14 protein-coding genes are annotated in these 14,633 nt (G+C 60.6%); 10 read left to right on the top strand and 4 right to left on the bottom strand.

Features of this window, described 5'->3' with window-relative positions; genetic code table 11:
* The first annotated feature begins 50 nt into the window (after positions 1–50).
* Positions 51–1,277, top strand: coding sequence for an enterobactin transporter EntS (gene entS, locus ACQG1Y_RS06290; RefSeq protein WP_368740719.1), 1,227 nt, complete (start codon positions 51–53; stop codon positions 1,275–1,277).
* A 77-nt stretch (positions 1,278–1,354) separates the two neighbouring features.
* On the opposite strand, the gene fepB is transcribed toward entS, so the two are convergent.
* Positions 1,355–2,314: a Fe2+-enterobactin ABC transporter substrate-binding protein gene (gene fepB, locus ACQG1Y_RS06295; RefSeq protein ID WP_368740718.1), complete on the bottom strand. Its 960-nt coding sequence runs from the start codon at positions 2,312–2,314 to the stop codon at positions 1,355–1,357.
* Between the two features lie 187 nt (positions 2,315–2,501).
* Between fepB and entC the strand changes: the two genes are divergently transcribed.
* The 7 genes from entC to ACQG1Y_RS06330 all read left to right on the top strand — a co-directional run bounded on the left by entC (position 2,502) and on the right by ACQG1Y_RS06330 (position 9,840).
* Positions 2,502–3,677: an isochorismate synthase EntC gene (gene entC / locus ACQG1Y_RS06300; protein WP_017382512.1), complete on the top strand. Its 1,176-nt coding sequence runs from the start codon at positions 2,502–2,504 to the stop codon at positions 3,675–3,677.
* A gap of 9 nt (positions 3,678–3,686) precedes the next feature.
* Positions 3,687–5,297: a (2,3-dihydroxybenzoyl)adenylate synthase EntE gene (gene entE, locus ACQG1Y_RS06305; protein ID WP_017382511.1), complete on the top strand. Its 1,611-nt coding sequence runs from the start codon at positions 3,687–3,689 to the stop codon at positions 5,295–5,297.
* Positions 5,298–5,307: 10 nt separating this feature from the next.
* Positions 5,308–6,162, top strand: coding sequence for an isochorismatase (locus ACQG1Y_RS06310; RefSeq protein ID WP_017382510.1), 855 nt, complete (start codon positions 5,308–5,310; stop codon positions 6,160–6,162).
* The gene (entA, locus tag ACQG1Y_RS06315; protein WP_015571174.1) at positions 6,162–6,914 is read left to right on the top strand and encodes a 2,3-dihydro-2,3-dihydroxybenzoate dehydrogenase EntA; all 753 of its coding nucleotides are present in this window, start codon (positions 6,162–6,164) and stop codon (positions 6,912–6,914) included. Before ACQG1Y_RS06310 ends, entA begins: the two co-directional genes overlap by 1 nt.
* The gene (gene entH, locus ACQG1Y_RS06320; RefSeq protein WP_368740717.1) at positions 6,914–7,327 is read left to right on the top strand and encodes a proofreading thioesterase EntH; all 414 of its coding nucleotides are present in this window, start codon (positions 6,914–6,916) and stop codon (positions 7,325–7,327) included. Before entA ends, entH begins: the two co-directional genes overlap by 1 nt.
* Positions 7,328–7,476: 149 nt before the next feature.
* Positions 7,477–9,582, top strand: coding sequence for a pyruvate/proton symporter CstA (gene cstA / locus ACQG1Y_RS06325; RefSeq protein WP_015571172.1), 2,106 nt, complete (start codon positions 7,477–7,479; stop codon positions 9,580–9,582).
* A gap of 60 nt (positions 9,583–9,642) precedes the next feature.
* Complete coding sequence (locus ACQG1Y_RS06330) at positions 9,643–9,840, top strand: YbdD/YjiX family protein (protein ID WP_006809671.1); 198 nt, start codon at positions 9,643–9,645, stop codon at positions 9,838–9,840.
* On the opposite strand, the gene ACQG1Y_RS06335 is transcribed toward ACQG1Y_RS06330, so the two are convergent.
* The 3 genes from ACQG1Y_RS06335 to ACQG1Y_RS06345 all read right to left on the bottom strand — a co-directional run bounded on the left by ACQG1Y_RS06335 (position 9,837) and on the right by ACQG1Y_RS06345 (position 11,963).
* A complete protein-coding gene (locus tag ACQG1Y_RS06335; protein WP_017694334.1) occupies positions 9,837–10,241 on the bottom strand; it encodes a helix-turn-helix domain-containing protein in 405 nt (134 codons plus the stop codon). The genes ACQG1Y_RS06330 and ACQG1Y_RS06335 overlap by 4 nt on opposite strands.
* A complete protein-coding gene (locus ACQG1Y_RS06340; RefSeq protein ID WP_015571170.1) occupies positions 10,216–10,518 on the bottom strand; it encodes a type II toxin-antitoxin system RelE family toxin in 303 nt (100 codons plus the stop codon). Before ACQG1Y_RS06340 ends, ACQG1Y_RS06335 begins: the two co-directional genes overlap by 26 nt.
* A gap of 356 nt (positions 10,519–10,874) precedes the next feature.
* The gene (locus tag ACQG1Y_RS06345; RefSeq protein WP_368740716.1) at positions 10,875–11,963 is read right to left on the bottom strand and encodes an oxidoreductase; all 1,089 of its coding nucleotides are present in this window, start codon (positions 11,961–11,963) and stop codon (positions 10,875–10,877) included.
* 159 nt (positions 11,964–12,122) lie between these two features.
* On the opposite strand from ACQG1Y_RS06345, the gene ACQG1Y_RS06350 reads away from it, so the two are divergent.
* Both ACQG1Y_RS06350 and ACQG1Y_RS06355 read left to right on the top strand, forming a co-directional pair.
* Complete coding sequence (locus ACQG1Y_RS06350; protein WP_015571168.1) at positions 12,123–13,625, top strand: sugar ABC transporter ATP-binding protein; 1,503 nt, start codon at positions 12,123–12,125, stop codon at positions 13,623–13,625.
* Entirely contained in the window at positions 13,622–14,617 is a 996-nt protein-coding gene (locus ACQG1Y_RS06355) for an ABC transporter permease (protein ID WP_045348565.1), read from the top strand. Before ACQG1Y_RS06350 ends, ACQG1Y_RS06355 begins: the two co-directional genes overlap by 4 nt.
* The last annotated feature ends 16 nt before the right edge of the window (positions 14,618–14,633 follow it).

The raw sequence follows: 14,633 nt of genomic DNA on the forward strand, positions 1-14,633 counted from the left end.
TTAGCATGTGCGCCCATGGAAATGGTAGACCGATACCTCAAGGCCTTGTCATGAATCAAAAATCCTGGCTGCTCAACCACAGCCTGCTGAAAACGCACCCGGCGTTTCGAGCGGTTTTTATCGCCCGCTTTATCTCCATTTTATCCCTCGGCCTGCTCGGGGTCGCCGTGCCGGTACAGATCCAGACCATGACCCACTCCAGCTGGCTGGTGGGGTTATCCGTCACCTTAACCGGCGGGGCGATGTTTATCGGCCTGATGGTGGGCGGCGTACTGGCGGACCGCTACGAGCGTAAAAAACTGATCCTGCTGGCGCGCGGCACCTGCGGGGTGGGCTTTGTCGGGCTGTGTCTGAACGCAATGCTGCCGGAGCCGTCGCTGATGGCGATTTATGCCCTGGGCCTGTGGGACGGCTTTTTTGCCTCGTTAGGCGTGACGGCGCTGCTGGCGGCCACGCCCGCGCTGGTCGGGCGAGAGAACCTGATGCAGGCGGGGGCGATCACCATGCTCACCGTGCGTCTGGGATCGGTGATTTCGCCGATGGTCGGCGGCCTGCTGCTGGCGACCGGCAACGTGGCGTGGAACTACGGCCTTGCCGCGGCGGGCACCTTTATCACCACCCTGACGCTGCTGCGTCTGCCACTCCTGCCACCCCCGCCGCAGCCGCGCGAGCATCCGCTGAAGTCCCTGATGGCCGCGATTCGTTTCCTGTTCAGCAACCCGCTGATTGGCGGCATTGCGCTGCTCGGCGGATTGCTGACGATGGCGAGCGCCGTGCGCGTGCTGTACCCGGCGCTGGCGGGCGAGTGGCAGATGAGCGCCTCAGAGATTGGCGTGCTGTACGCCGCCATTCCGCTCGGCGCCGCGTGCGGGGCGCTGACCAGCGGAAACCTGGCGCAGAGCGCGAGACCGGGGTTAATCATGCTGGTGGCGACGCTGGCCTCGTTTATCGCGATTGGTTTCTTCAGCCTGATGCCGGTGTGGGCGCTGGGGGTGATGTGTCTGGTGATTTTTGGCTGGCTGAGCGCGGTCAGCTCTCTTTTACAGTACACCCTGATCCAGACCCAGACGCCGGAAGGGATGCTCGGGCGCATTAACGGCCTGTGGACGGCGCAGAACGTCACGGGCGATGCGATTGGCGCAGCGATCCTCGGCGGGCTGGGGGCGATAATGACCCCGGTGGCGTCGGCGAGCAGCAGCGGGTTTGTGTTAGCCGTGGTTGGCGTAATTTTATTGGCGGTTTTGGTGGAGTTGCGTCGGTTCAGGCAGAACCTGTAGGTCGGGTAAGGCGTAGCCGCCACCCGACAAAACGCCCGGTGGCGCTGCGCTTACCGGGCCTACGGGAAACGTGCCACTTATTTAAAAATTGAATTCAAACGCTGCAACACCAACAACGCGCTGTAATAATCCAGGCGGAACGTCTCCGTTCCCAGCGCCCAGACGCGCTTGTTCTTGACCGACGGCAGATGCGCCAGCAGCGGATTGGCGTAAATCGCGTCCACGTCTTTCTGGTCGCCGGCAAACACGAACAGCCCTTCGCCGTTCAGCCCCGTCGCCAGGTTTTCCCCGCCCAGCTGAATAATGTCGTGACGCTTGCCCTGGCTTTGCGAGGTGTGCAATCCATCAGGTAACGCCGCCAGCGTGAAGCCCAGCTGGTGCAGCAGCTTGCCCTGAGCCGAGTCTGTCGTCCACAGGTTCGCCGTGTGCGCCGCGGCGGTGTAGACGATGGCGTTCACCGGCTGCGGCGGCAGCTTCATCTGCTGCTTCACCTGGGCGAGCTGTTTATCGAAGGCAGCGATGCGCTCTGCGGCCTGTGTTTCCTGCCCGGTGATCGTCCCCAGCTGGGTCAGCAGTTCCTGCCAGCTTTTGTCGTCGTAGTTAATGATAAGCGTCGGGGCGATGGCGGAAAGCTGATCGTAGAGCGCCAGCGCGGAATCCCCGCCGGTGGCGCTGATCAAAATCAGGCCCGGCATCTGGGCCGCGACCGCTTCGGCGCTCGGCTCGCCGATGTACAGCCGGGCAACCTTACGCTGTTTCGCGATATCGCCCCACTGACGTAAAAAGCCCTGTGCATCCGCCACGCGGTTGTTTGGCGTGGTGGCTCCGCTGGCAATAACCGGGGCGTCAATGGCCAGCAGGGAGCCGGTTAGGGTCACGCTGGTGGAGACAATGCGCGTCGGTTTGCTCTCAAGCGTATGTACGCCGCGGCTGTCTGTGACCTGACGCGGCCAGTCGGCGGCCGTCGCTGAGGTTAGTCCTAAAACAAAAAGTCCTGTTAAAAGAAAGGCATTACGGCAAACGACAGGGAGTTTCACAGAGCGGCATCCTGTTTTTGTTGAAGTTAATGCTTCTCATTTTCATGATTGCGGGGAAGGTATGCAAGCGTTAGTCGCACAAGTTGTTTGCTCTGCGGTTGACACCAGGGCGATGTGGGATTAGGTTAGCCGACGAAAATATAAATGATAATCATTATTACTGCTTTTATCATTTTAGGAGGATGATATGGATACGTCATTGGCTGAGGACCTTCAGCACACCGCGACCACGCTGCAATCAGACAGCTTTTTCTTTATGTCGCCCTATCGCAGTTTTACCACGTCAGGCTGTTTTGCCCGTTTTTCTGAACCCGCCGTCGGCGGTGACGATCCGGCGGGCCCCTTTCAGCAGAAATTAGCTCAGGCTTTCCAGAATGCGAAAAACAGCGGCATTGCCCATCCGGTGATGGTAGGGGCGATCCCCTTCGATACCCGCAAACCGTCATCGCTGTTTATTCCGCAACGCTGGCAAACCTTCTCTCGCCCGGCGCGTCAGCAGTCCGCACGCTACGCCTCCGGCGCGCAGACGCTGAATGTGCAACAACGCACCGAGATCCCGCCGCAGCCGGTTTTCGAGGAGATGGTCGCCCGCGCCGCGTCGCTCACCGCCACGCCGCAGGTGAATAAGGTGGTACTGTCGCGCCTGATTGATATCGCCACCGACAAACAGATTGATAGCAGCGCGCTGATGGAGCGTCTTATCGCCCAGAACCCGGCTAGCTTTAACTTCCACGTACCGCTGGAAGACGGCGGCGTGCTGCTGGGCGCCAGCCCGGAACTGCTGCTGCGTAAAGAGGGCGCGCACTTTAGCTCGCTGCCGCTGGCGGGCTCTGCGCGCCGTCAGCCGGACGATGTGCTGGATCGCGAAGCGGGCACTAAGCTGCTGGCCTCCGAAAAAGACCGTCACGAGCACGACCTGGTAACGCAGGCGATGAAAACCATTCTGGAACCGCGCAGCCATCATCTGACCATGCCGGCTTCCCCGCAGCTCATCACCACCCCGACGCTGTGGCATCTGGCGACGCCGGTAGAAGGTGACGCGCGTGAAAACGAGAACGCCCTGACGCTGGCCTGCCTGCTGCACCCGACGCCAGCGCTGAGCGGCTTCCCGCATCAGGCGGCAAAAGAGCTGATTGCCGAGCTGGAGCCGTTCGATCGTGAGCTGTTCGGCGGCATCGTCGGCTGGTGCGACAGCGAAGGTAACGGCGAGTGGGTGGTAACTATCCGCTGCGCGCGGCTGCATCAAAATACCGTTCGCCTGTTTGCCGGCGCGGGCATTGTGCCTGCTTCCTCCCCGGTGGGCGAGTGGCGCGAGACGGGCGTGAAGCTCTCCACCATGCTCAACGTGTTTGGTTTGCACTAAGGAATACTCATGACCATCCCTTTTACCCGCTGGCCTGAGGATTTTGCCCGCCGCTACCGTGAAAAAGGCTACTGGCAGGATCTGCCGCTGACCCACATCCTGACGGACCATGCGGACAACGATGCGGTCGCGATAATTGACGGCGATCGCCGCATCACCTACCGCGCGTTTAATCAGGCGGTGACGAATCTGGCGTCTGTCCTTCAGGCGCAGGGGCTGCATCGCGGCGAGACAGCGCTGGTGCAGCTCGGCAACGTGGCCGAGTTCTACATCACCTTCTTCGCGCTGCTGCAAATCGGCGTCGCACCGGTTAACGCGCTCTTTAGCCATCAGCGCAGCGAACTCAACGCCTACGCGGAGCAGATCAAACCCGCCGTGCTGATTGCCGATCGCGACCACACGCTGTTCGCGGGTGATGATTTTCTCAATACCTTTGTGGATGCGCATCGCTCGGTACGCGTTGTGCTGCTACGCGGCGATAAGGGCGAACACGCGCTGGAGGCGGCGATTGCACGCCCGGCGGACAATTTCATCCCGAACCCGACGCCCGCCGACGAAGTGGCGTTCTTCCAGCTCTCCGGCGGCAGCACCGGCACGCCGAAGCTGATCCCGCGTACGCACAACGACTACGACTACAGCATCCGTCGCAGCAACGAAATCTGCGGTATCACTGCGCACACCCGCTATCTGAACGCGCTTCCCGCGGCGCATAACTACGCCATGAGCTCGCCGGGATCGTTAGGCGTTTTCACGGCGGGCGGCTGCGTGGTGCTGGCTAACGATCCGAGCGCCACGCTCTGCTTCCCGCTGATTGAGCAGCATCAGATAAACGTCACCTCACTGGTGCCGCCCGCGGTCAGCCTGTGGTTGCAGGCGATTGCCGACGGCGCGGGGAACGCCCAGCTGAAATCCCTCGAACTGCTCCAGGTAGGCGGCGCACGTCTCTCCGCCACGCTTGCGGCACGTATTCCGGCGGAAATTGGCTGCCAGCTTCAGCAGGTGTTTGGCATGGCGGAAGGGCTGGTGAACTACACCGCCCTCGACGATGCGCCGGAGCGCATCATCAATACCCAGGGCCGCCCGATGTGCCCGGACGATGAAGTGTGGGTGGCGGACGAGGACGGCAACCCGCTGCCGCGCGGGGAAGTCGGGCGTCTGATGACGCGCGGCCCTTACACCTTCCGCGGCTATTTCAATAGCCCGGAACACAACGCCAGCGCCTTTGATGCCAACGGTTTCTACTGCTCGGGCGATCTGATCGCCATTGATGAGCAGGGTTACATCACCGTGCAGGGGCGCGAGAAAGATCAGATCAACCGCGGTGGCGAGAAGATCGCCGCCGAAGAGATCGAAAACCTGCTGCTGCGCCACGACGCGGTGATCCACGCCGCGCTGGTGAGCATGGAGGATAGCCTGCTGGGCGAAAAAAGCTGCGCGTACCTGGTGGTGAAACAGCCCCTGCGCGCGGTGGAGGTGCGCCGCTTCCTGCGCGAGCAGGGCGTCGCCGAATTTAAGCTGCCGGACCGCGTGGAGAGCGTGGATGCGCTTCCGCTCACGCCGGTCGGCAAAGTTGATAAGAAACAGTTGCGCCTGTGGCTTGCTGAACGCGCCCGGGGCTGAGGAACAGAGAATGGCCATTCCAAAATTAACCGCATACGCGCTGCCAACCGCCGCCGAACTGCCGACCAGTAAAGTGAACTGGGCGTTTGAACCGGAGCGCGCCGCGCTGCTGATCCACGATATGCAGGAGTATTTCCTGAACTTCTGGGGCGAAAATAGCGACATGATGCAGCAGGTAGTGGCGAACATCGCTAAACTGCGCGCGTACTGCAAAGAGCACAATATTCCGGTGTACTACACCGCGCAGCCGAAAGATCAGAGCGACGAAGACCGCGCCCTGCTGAACGATATGTGGGGGCCGGGCCTGACTCGCTCGCCGGAGCAGCAGCGCATCGTCGCTGAGCTGACCCCGGACGAAGCGGACACCGTGCTGGTGAAGTGGCGCTACAGCGCGTTTCACCGCTCGCCGCTGGAGCAGATGCTGAAAGAGACCGGGCGCAACCAGCTTTTGATCACCGGCGTGTACGCCCACATCGGCTGCATGACCACCGCCACCGACGCCTTTATGCGCGACATCAAACCGTTCTTTATCGCCGACGCGCTGGCGGATTTCACCCGCGACGAGCACCTGATGTCGCTGAAATACGTGGCAGGACGTTCGGGCCGCGTGGTGATGACCGACGAACTGCTGCCGTCCGTTCCGGCAACCAAAGCCGCGCTGCGTGAGCTGATCCTGCCGCTGCTGGACGAGTCCGACGAGCCGATGGATGACGAAAACCTGATCGACTACGGTCTGGATTCAGTGCGCATGATGGCGCTGGCCGCCCGCTGGCGCAAAGTGCACGGCGACATTGATTTCGTGATGCTGGCAAAAAATCCGACCCTCGATGCCTGGTGGGCGCTGCTCTCCCGCGAGGTGAAGTGATGGCTTTTGATTTCACCGGTAAAACGGTCTGGGTGACGGGCGCGGGTAAGGGCATTGGTTATGCGACCGCGCTGGCATTTGTGGAGGCCGGGGCGCAGGTGACCGGGTTCGATCTGGCTTTCCCTCACGGCGAATATCCGTTTGCCACCGAAACGCTGGACGTGGCGGATGCGGCGCAGGCGAGTGACGTCTGCGGGCGTTTGCTCAGCAGCCTTGAGCGGCTCGATGTGCTGGTTAACGCGGCGGGCATTCTACGTATGGGCGCGACGGATCAGCTCTCGCAGGAGGACTGGCAGCAGACCTTTGCGGTCAACGTCGGCGGCGCGTTCAACCTGTTCCAGCAGACGATGGGCCAGTTCCGTCATCAGCAGGGGGGGGCGATTGTGACGGTGGCCTCTGACGCGGCGCACACGCCGCGCATCGGCATGAGCGCCTACGGCGCGTCGAAAGCGGCGCTGAAAAGCCTGGCGCTGACCGTCGGGCTGGAACTGGCGGGCAGCGGCGTACGCTGTAACCTGGTGTCGCCGGGTTCAACGGATACCGACATGCAGCGCACCCTGTGGACCAGCGATGATGCGGAACAGCGGCGCATTCGCGGCTTTGGCGAGCAGTTCAAGCTCGGCATTCCGCTCGGTAAAATTGCCCGTCCACAGGAGATTGCTGCGACCGTGCTGTTCCTGGCATCCGATGCCGCCAGCCATATCACCTTGCAGGATATCGTGGTGGACGGCGGCTCCACGCTGGGGGCGTAATGATCTGGAAACGTCATTTAACGCTCAAGGAGCTGAACGCCACCAGCCTGAATACGATGGTGGGGCACCTTGGCATCGTCTATACCCGCCTCGGGGACGATACGCTGGAAGCGGAGATGCCGGTGGATGCCCGCACCCACCAGCCGTTTGGCCTGCTGCATGGCGGCGCCTCGGCGGCGCTGGCGGAAACGCTGGGCTCAATGGCCGGTTTTCTGATGACCCGTGACGGGCAGAACGTGGTGGGCACGGAACTGAATGCCACGCACCACCGCGCGGTCTCTCACGGTAAGGTACGCGGCGTGTGTCAGCCGCTGCATCTGGGCCGTTCCAGCCAGAGCTGGGAGATCGTGGTGTTCGACGAGCAGGGGCGGCGGTGCTGTACCTGTCGGTTGAGTACGATGGTGTTGGGGTAAGTCATTCAGCTGAAAGTGATCGGCTTAACACTGTGGTGTAAATCTCTGGTTTGACCACGCATTATTGCGTTTCAAAGTTGTTAAATTTTATCCGTTGTTCTAGAAACAAAATGTAACATCTCACTGTTTCACAACAACGGACAACAACTATGAACAACTCAGGGAAATACCTTACGTGGGCGGTGCTCTCCGTGGTGGGAGCCTTTGCCCTGGGCTATATCGCCCTCAACCGGGGGGAGCAGATCAACGCGCTGTGGATCGTCGTCGCCTCCGTCTGCATTTATCTGATCGCATACCGTTTTTATGGCCGCTATATCGCGAAGACGGTACTGGGCGTAGACGGCACGCGCATGACGCCGGCCGTGCGTCATAACGACGGGCTGGACTACGTGCCGACCGATAAAAAAGTGCTGTTCGGTCACCATTTCGCGGCGATTGCCGGGGCAGGCCCGCTGGTGGGGCCGGTACTGGCCGCGCAGATGGGCTACCTGCCAGGGATGATCTGGATCCTCGCGGGGGTGGTGCTGGCGGGCGCGGTGCAGGACTTCATGGTGCTGTTCGTCTCCACCCGCCGCGACGGTCGTTCGCTGGGTGAGCTGGTGAAAGAGGAGATGGGCGCAACCGCCGGGGTGATTGCGCTGGTGGCGACCTTTATGATCATGGTGATCATCCTCGCGGTGCTGGCGATGATCGTGGTGAAAGCCTTGACCCACAGCCCGTGGGGAACCTATACCGTCGCCTTCACCATTCCGCTGGCGCTGTTTATGGGGATCTATATCCGCTATCTGCGTCCGGGGCGCATTGGTGAAGTTTCAGTTATTGGCCTGGTGTTCCTGGTGTTTGCCATTATCTCCGGCGGCTGGGTAGCGGAAAGCCCGACCTGGGCGCCGTTCTTCGACTTCACCGGCGTGCAACTGACCTGGATGCTGGTGGGCTATGGCTTTGTGGCGGCGGTGCTGCCGGTATGGCTGCTGCTGGCCCCGCGTGACTACCTCTCCACCTTCCTGAAAATCGGCACCATCGTCGGGCTGGCGATCGGCATTCTGATTATGCGTCCGACCCTGACCATGCCTGCGCTGACCAAATTTATTGACGGCACCGGCCCGGTCTGGACCGGCAACCTGTTCCCGTTCCTGTTTATCACCATCGCTTGTGGGGCGGTGTCGGGCTTCCACGCGCTGATTGCCTCCGGGACCACGCCGAAGATGCTGGCGAATGAAAATCAGGCCTGCCTGATTGGCTACGGCGGCATGCTGATGGAATCCTTCGTGGCGATTATGGCGCTGGTTTCGGCCTGTATTATTGACCCGGGCGTTTACTTTGCGATGAACAGCCCAATGGCGGTACTGGCCCCGGCCGGCACCGTTGACGTGGTTGCCTCTGCCGCGCAGGTGGTCAGCGGCTGGGGCTTTGCGATTACCCCTGAAACGTTGACGCATATCGCTAATGAGGTCGGCGAGCAGTCGATTATCTCCCGCGCAGGCGGGGCGCCAACGCTGGCGGTGGGCATGGCCTACATTCTGCACGGCGCACTGGGCGGGCTGATGGATGTCTCGTTCTGGTATCACTTCGCCATTCTGTTCGAGGCGCTGTTTATTCTGACGGCGGTGGATGCCGGTACGCGTGCGGCGCGCTTTATGTTGCAGGATCTGCTGGGGGTGATCTCCCCGAACCTGAAGCGTACCGATTCACTCCCGGCTAACCTGCTGGCGACGGCGCTGTGCGTGCTGGCGTGGGGCTACTTCCTGCATCAGGGCGTGGTCGATCCGCTCGGCGGGATTAACACCCTGTGGCCGCTGTTCGGTATCGCCAACCAGATGCTGGCGGGCATGGCCCTGATGCTCTGTGCCGTAGTCCTGTTCAAGATGAAGCGCCAGCGTTACGCATGGGTGGCGCTGGTGCCAACGGCGTGGCTGCTGATCTGTACCCTGACCGCGGGCTGGCAGAAAGCCTTCAGCCCGGACAATAAGGTGGGCTTCCTGGCGATCGCCAACAAGTTCCAGGCGATGATCGACAGCGGTAAGATCCCGGCACAGTACACCGAATCTCAACTGTCGCAGCTGGTGTTTAACAACCGTCTGGACGCCGGGCTGACCATCTTCTTTATGGTGGTGGTTGTGGTGCTGGCGTTGTATTCTCTGAAAACCGCGCTGGCGGCTTTGAAAGTCGACAAACCGACGGCGAAAGAGACGCCGTATGAGCCAATGCCTGAGAACCTGGACGAGATTGTCACCCAGGCGAAAGGGGCGCATTAACCCGTGTGCCGGGTGGCGGCTTCGCCTTACCCGGCCTACATTTCCTGTGAGATCAGAACTATGTTCGACACCCTTTCCAAAGCAGGTAAATACCTGGGCCAGGCCGCTAAAATGATGATTGGCGTGCCGGATTACGACAACTACGTCGAGCATATGCGCGTCAACCACCCGGACCAGACGCCCATGACCTACGAAGAATTTTTCCGCGACCGTCAGGACGCCCGCTACGGCGGCAAGGGCGGGGCGAAGTGCTGTTAACCCTCTTTTGGTAAATAGAGGCTGATCTGCTCCTGTTTACAGCCGTAAATTGCCGCCAGCTTTTCGCGGGTGCGCTTTTGCGGTCGGGAGTCCAGCGCTTCCAGCTGTGACACGGCGGACTGGCTGATGCCAAGCTTCTCCGCCACCTCCTGCTGGGACATGCCGCGTAAAATGCGCCAGGCGGCCTGTAGGCTGACGTTCTCGTTATGCATGACGTCGCACACTTCCCCCGGTAAACCTACGTTATCGTAGATATCTGATTCATAAGGGATGTCTTCCCAGTCGCTTTCATCCTCATCGTCATACTCAAGCGTGGCTAAACGCATGCGAAAATATTCACTATAAGGAATGACAACATACTGTTTTTTCCCTTCTTTATCCTTTATGAACTGAACAGTCATATTCCGTATGCTCCTCATGAAGGTAGGTGGTTGTTGTCCGGCGTTTAACCGCCACTACGTAGCAGATATCACCCGGCGGATCCCCGAAGGTGTAAATTACCCTGTAATCACCTAATCGCAGCCTGTAGTGGTTTTCGGGAGATGATAATTTCTTGATATCCGCGACAGGTGATGTTTTATCATCCATCTTCTCCAGCCTGAATTTAATGCGGTTCTGATATCGCGTATCGATTTTAGAAAACTGCTTCTCTGCTGTTTTAGACCACACAATCTTCATCCGTACCTCCACTGTACGCCCACACAAAATATAAGGGAATAATAAGACTATTAGATAAATTCCGAATTTCTTATGGGTACTGTAGAGCGGAGAAAAACCGCGAGAAAGCGGCAAACCGCGAATCGTCGAGGCGGCTCGAACAGGCCTCTGCCGGGCGACAGAGGCTTGCAGAAAAAGATGCGATCAGGCGTTCAAACCGCCGTCCACGTCCAGACCGGTGCCGGAAATTTGCCCCGCGGCCCCAGCCCACGACTGGCGCCAGTAACCAGCGCCTTTTTACCTGTTAAATCGATCTGCATGATGACCTCGTTGCAAGAGTGGAGAGAATCATCATTAGGTATAGCCCGTCGGCGCGATTAACGGCTGAAGGATTCCACCTTCGCAAACGCGGCGCGCAGCACCTCAGGCGTTAACGTCACCGGCAGATAGTGAATCGACTCCACCGGGCGCAGGGTGTGGGCAATGACCTTATCCAGCTCGTCGCGGTTGTGAATATCGACGTCCAGCTCGCGAAGCGTGGTCGGCAGATTGAAGCGCTGGTACGCCGCCACCAGCTGCGCCAGCACGTCGTCCTGACCGAGCAGGGCGCTCTGCACCAGAATGCCGTAGGCCACCTTGGTGCCGTGCAGGTATTTTTCCGTCTGCGGCAGCACGGTTAAGCCGTTGTGCACCGCGTGCGCCGCCGCCACGCGGGTATAGCGCTCACCCAGACCGCCGACCATTCCGCCTCCGGCAATAATCGCATCCACCACGTCCCGGAACGCCTGCGTCTGTTCGCCGCGCTGCTGATCCGCAAGCGCCTCTTCGCTGCGTTCCAGCAGCACGTCACGGATCGCCAGCGCACCGTTCAGGCCAAGACGCACGGTCAGCGGCAGACTATCAGGTTGAGGGGCGAGCACCGCCGCTTCGTACCACTTCGCCAGCGTATCGCCGATGCCCGCCAGCAGGTATTCCGCCGGGGCGTTAAGGATGATCTGCGGCTCCACCAGCACCAGAAAGTTGGCGTCGTCAAAAATCTCAAACTGTAGCGCCTGACCGGCATCGTTGTACCAGACGGAGAGCGGGGTCCACGCCGCGCAGGTGGCGGCGATAGTGGGAATGCCTACGAACGGCACGCCCAGACGACGCGCCACGGCCTTGACGGTATCCATTACCGCACCGCCGCCCACGCCAATCACCACGCTGGTTTCACTACCCGACTCGTTCACCAGATGGGTGACGTCACTCTCGCTGCAATGGCCCTTAAACAGCAGATGTTTTGCCCCCGTCGCGTTAAAACTCTGCGGCAGATAAGGGCGTGCGCCCTCGATTGCCCGCTCGCCGTAGATCCAGACCGCGCGGGAAAGCTGTTCCGGAGTAAAGAAATCATCCAGGTGGGCAAGGCTTCCCGGATGAGAGAAGTAGTTCGCCGGGCCGGGCACGACGCGGATATCGGTGTTGCTCATGAAGTTGTCCTTTTTTAGCAAGCGCTAACCCGATGTTATGTCTGGACATCCGGATGGCTAATAATATTTTGCTTTAACTTATGCCTTTTACGTCGTTGTCAGTCAACAAGAGCTGTGAAAAATTCGCTAAATCAGAAGAGTAATGAAGGATTTACGCGGATGGTTTCCAGTCGCCTTGAGATGCGCGGTATCAGCCTGGCCTTTTCCGGCTTTCAGGCCCTGTCGCGCGTGGATTTCACCCTGAACGGCGGGTCGGTGCATGCGCTGACCGGCGCCAACGGCGCGGGGAAATCGACGCTGATGGCGGTGCTGTGCGGGACGCACGATCGTTATGAAGGCGAAATTTGCATTAACAACCAGCCGGTAAGTATCCGCGAGCCGCTGGACGCCAAACGGCTGGGTATCCACCTTGTGCAGCAGGAGGTGGATGTTGCGCTCATTCCCGGGTTAAGCATTGCCGAAAACATCATGCTCGACCAGCTGGCGCATCCGGGGCATCGCTACAGCTGGCGCGACATCCGCCAGCAGGCGCGGCAGGCGCTGGCGCAGCTGGATGTTTCGCTCGACGTACGCCGCTCCATCGACAGTTGCACGCTGGCTGAAAAACAGCAGATTTTGCTGGCGCGGGCGCTGTCGCACCACTGCCGTTTTCTCATCCTTGATGAGCCCACCGCGCCGCTGGACGCGCACGAGAGTGAGCGTCTGTTTGCGGTAGTAAGACGTCTGCAACAGCAGGGTATCGGCGTGGTGTTTATCTCTCACCGCATTCACGAGCTGAAGGCCATCTGCGACACCCTGACGGTGCTGCGCGACGGCAGGCTGATTGAGTCCGGCCCGATGGCGGATCTGAGCGGCGAAGCGATTGTTGAGAAGATGCTCGGCCACGAGCTGAGCGATATCTATCCGCCCCCGCGCCCGCCGCACGGTGAGGAGACGCTGCTGCGGGTGGAAGGGCTGCACGACGATGCGCTGCTGAAAGATATCTCCCTGCACCTGCGCAAAGGTGAAATCCTTGGCATTGCCGGGCTGGCGGGGGCGGGGAAAACGGAACTCTGCAAGGCGCTGTTTGGCGCCAGCAAAAGCCGCGTCGCGCGCGGCGAGCTGAACCATCAGGCCTGGAAACCGCGCGATCCGGCAGACTCGGTACTGCGCGGTCTGGCGCTGGTGCCGGAGGAGCGGCGCAAAGAGGGCATTTTTATCGACGAGCCGGTGAGCATGAACCTTGCCGTGTGCGCCGATAACAGCTTCTCGCGCTGGAGCCTGTTTGGTCATCGTCAGGCGTGGCGCTGGGCAGAAGAGGTGATTGCCCGCGTCGGTGTGCGCACGCGCGGGCCGGGGCAGGTGCTGCGTCGGCTTTCCGGCGGTAACCAGCAGAAGGTCGCCATCGGCAAATGGCTGCGCAATGACGCCAGCGTGCTGATATTCGACGAGCCGACCAAAGGCGTGGACGTGAAGGCCAAAACCGATCTGTTTCAGCTGATCGACGGCCTGGCGCGCGAGGGCAAAGGGGTGATTTACGCCTCGGGCGAGTTCGCCGAGCTGGTCGGGCTGTGCGACCGCATCTGCGTGCTGTGGGACGGGCGCATCGTGGCGGAAATCGCCGGGGCCGAGGCCCGGGAAGAGACACTACTTTATTATTCAACCGGAGGAACGGCGTCGTGAGCAAGGCCCTTTCAGTGAACGCGGCGGCGTCTGGCCGTCAGCAGATTTTCGATTTTCTCTACAGGTGGGGCATGCTGTTGACCGTCGTCGCGCTGGTGGCGGTGTTTGGCCTGGCGTCGGACAGCTTCCTCGATCCGAACAACATCATCAACATTCTGCGCTCGATTGCCATCGTGACGGTGATTGCCATCGGCGTCTCGATTTCGCTGACCGTCGGCGGGTTCGATCTCTCGGTGGGGTCAACCGCGTCGCTGGCGAACGCGCTGGTGATTTCGCTTTTCGTCTGGCACGGCTTCGGCACCACCGAGTCGATTCTGCTGACCCTTGCGCTCTGCACGCTGGTCGGCCTGTTTAACGCCTTTCTGATCGTCATCCTGCGCATTCCGGACATGCTCGCGACCCTTGCCAGCCTGTTTGTCATCCAGGGCGTGGCGATGACCTACAGCTACGGCGGGTCGATTACCGAGAACATGGTGCTGCCGAGCGGCGACATGGCGGAAGGGACCATTCCGGCGGCGTTCAGCCTGCTGGGGCAGGTGCCGACCATTGTGATCGTCATGCTGGTGGTGACGATTCTGGCGCAGCTTGGCCTGTCGCTGACCACCCACGGACGCCGGATGTACGCCATTGGCGGCAACCCGGAAGCCGCGCGTCTCTCCGGTATTCGCACCACGCGCTACAAGGTGGCGGCCTACGTGATCGCCTCGCTGCTGGCGGGACTGGGCGGAATTTTGCTGGCTTCGCGTATCGGTTCATCGCAGGTGAATGCGGGGGGCGGCTACCTGATGGATGCGGTGGCGGCGGCGTGGATCGGGTTCTCGCTGGCCGGGTCCGGCAAGCCGAACGCGCTGGGCACGCTGGTGGGGGCGGTGATCCTTGGCGTGCTGTCGAACGGGCTGGTGATGCTCTCCGTGCCGTATTACGCCATGGACATTATAAAAGGGCTGGTGCTCGCGGTGGCACTGGCGATTACTTACATACAAAAACGCTGACAACACAACGGGATAA

The sequence above is a fragment of the Enterobacter cloacae complex sp. 397G4 genome (assembly GCF_050031515.1).
Classification (GTDB): Bacteria; Pseudomonadota; Gammaproteobacteria; order Enterobacterales; family Enterobacteriaceae; genus Enterobacter; species Enterobacter hormaechei_C.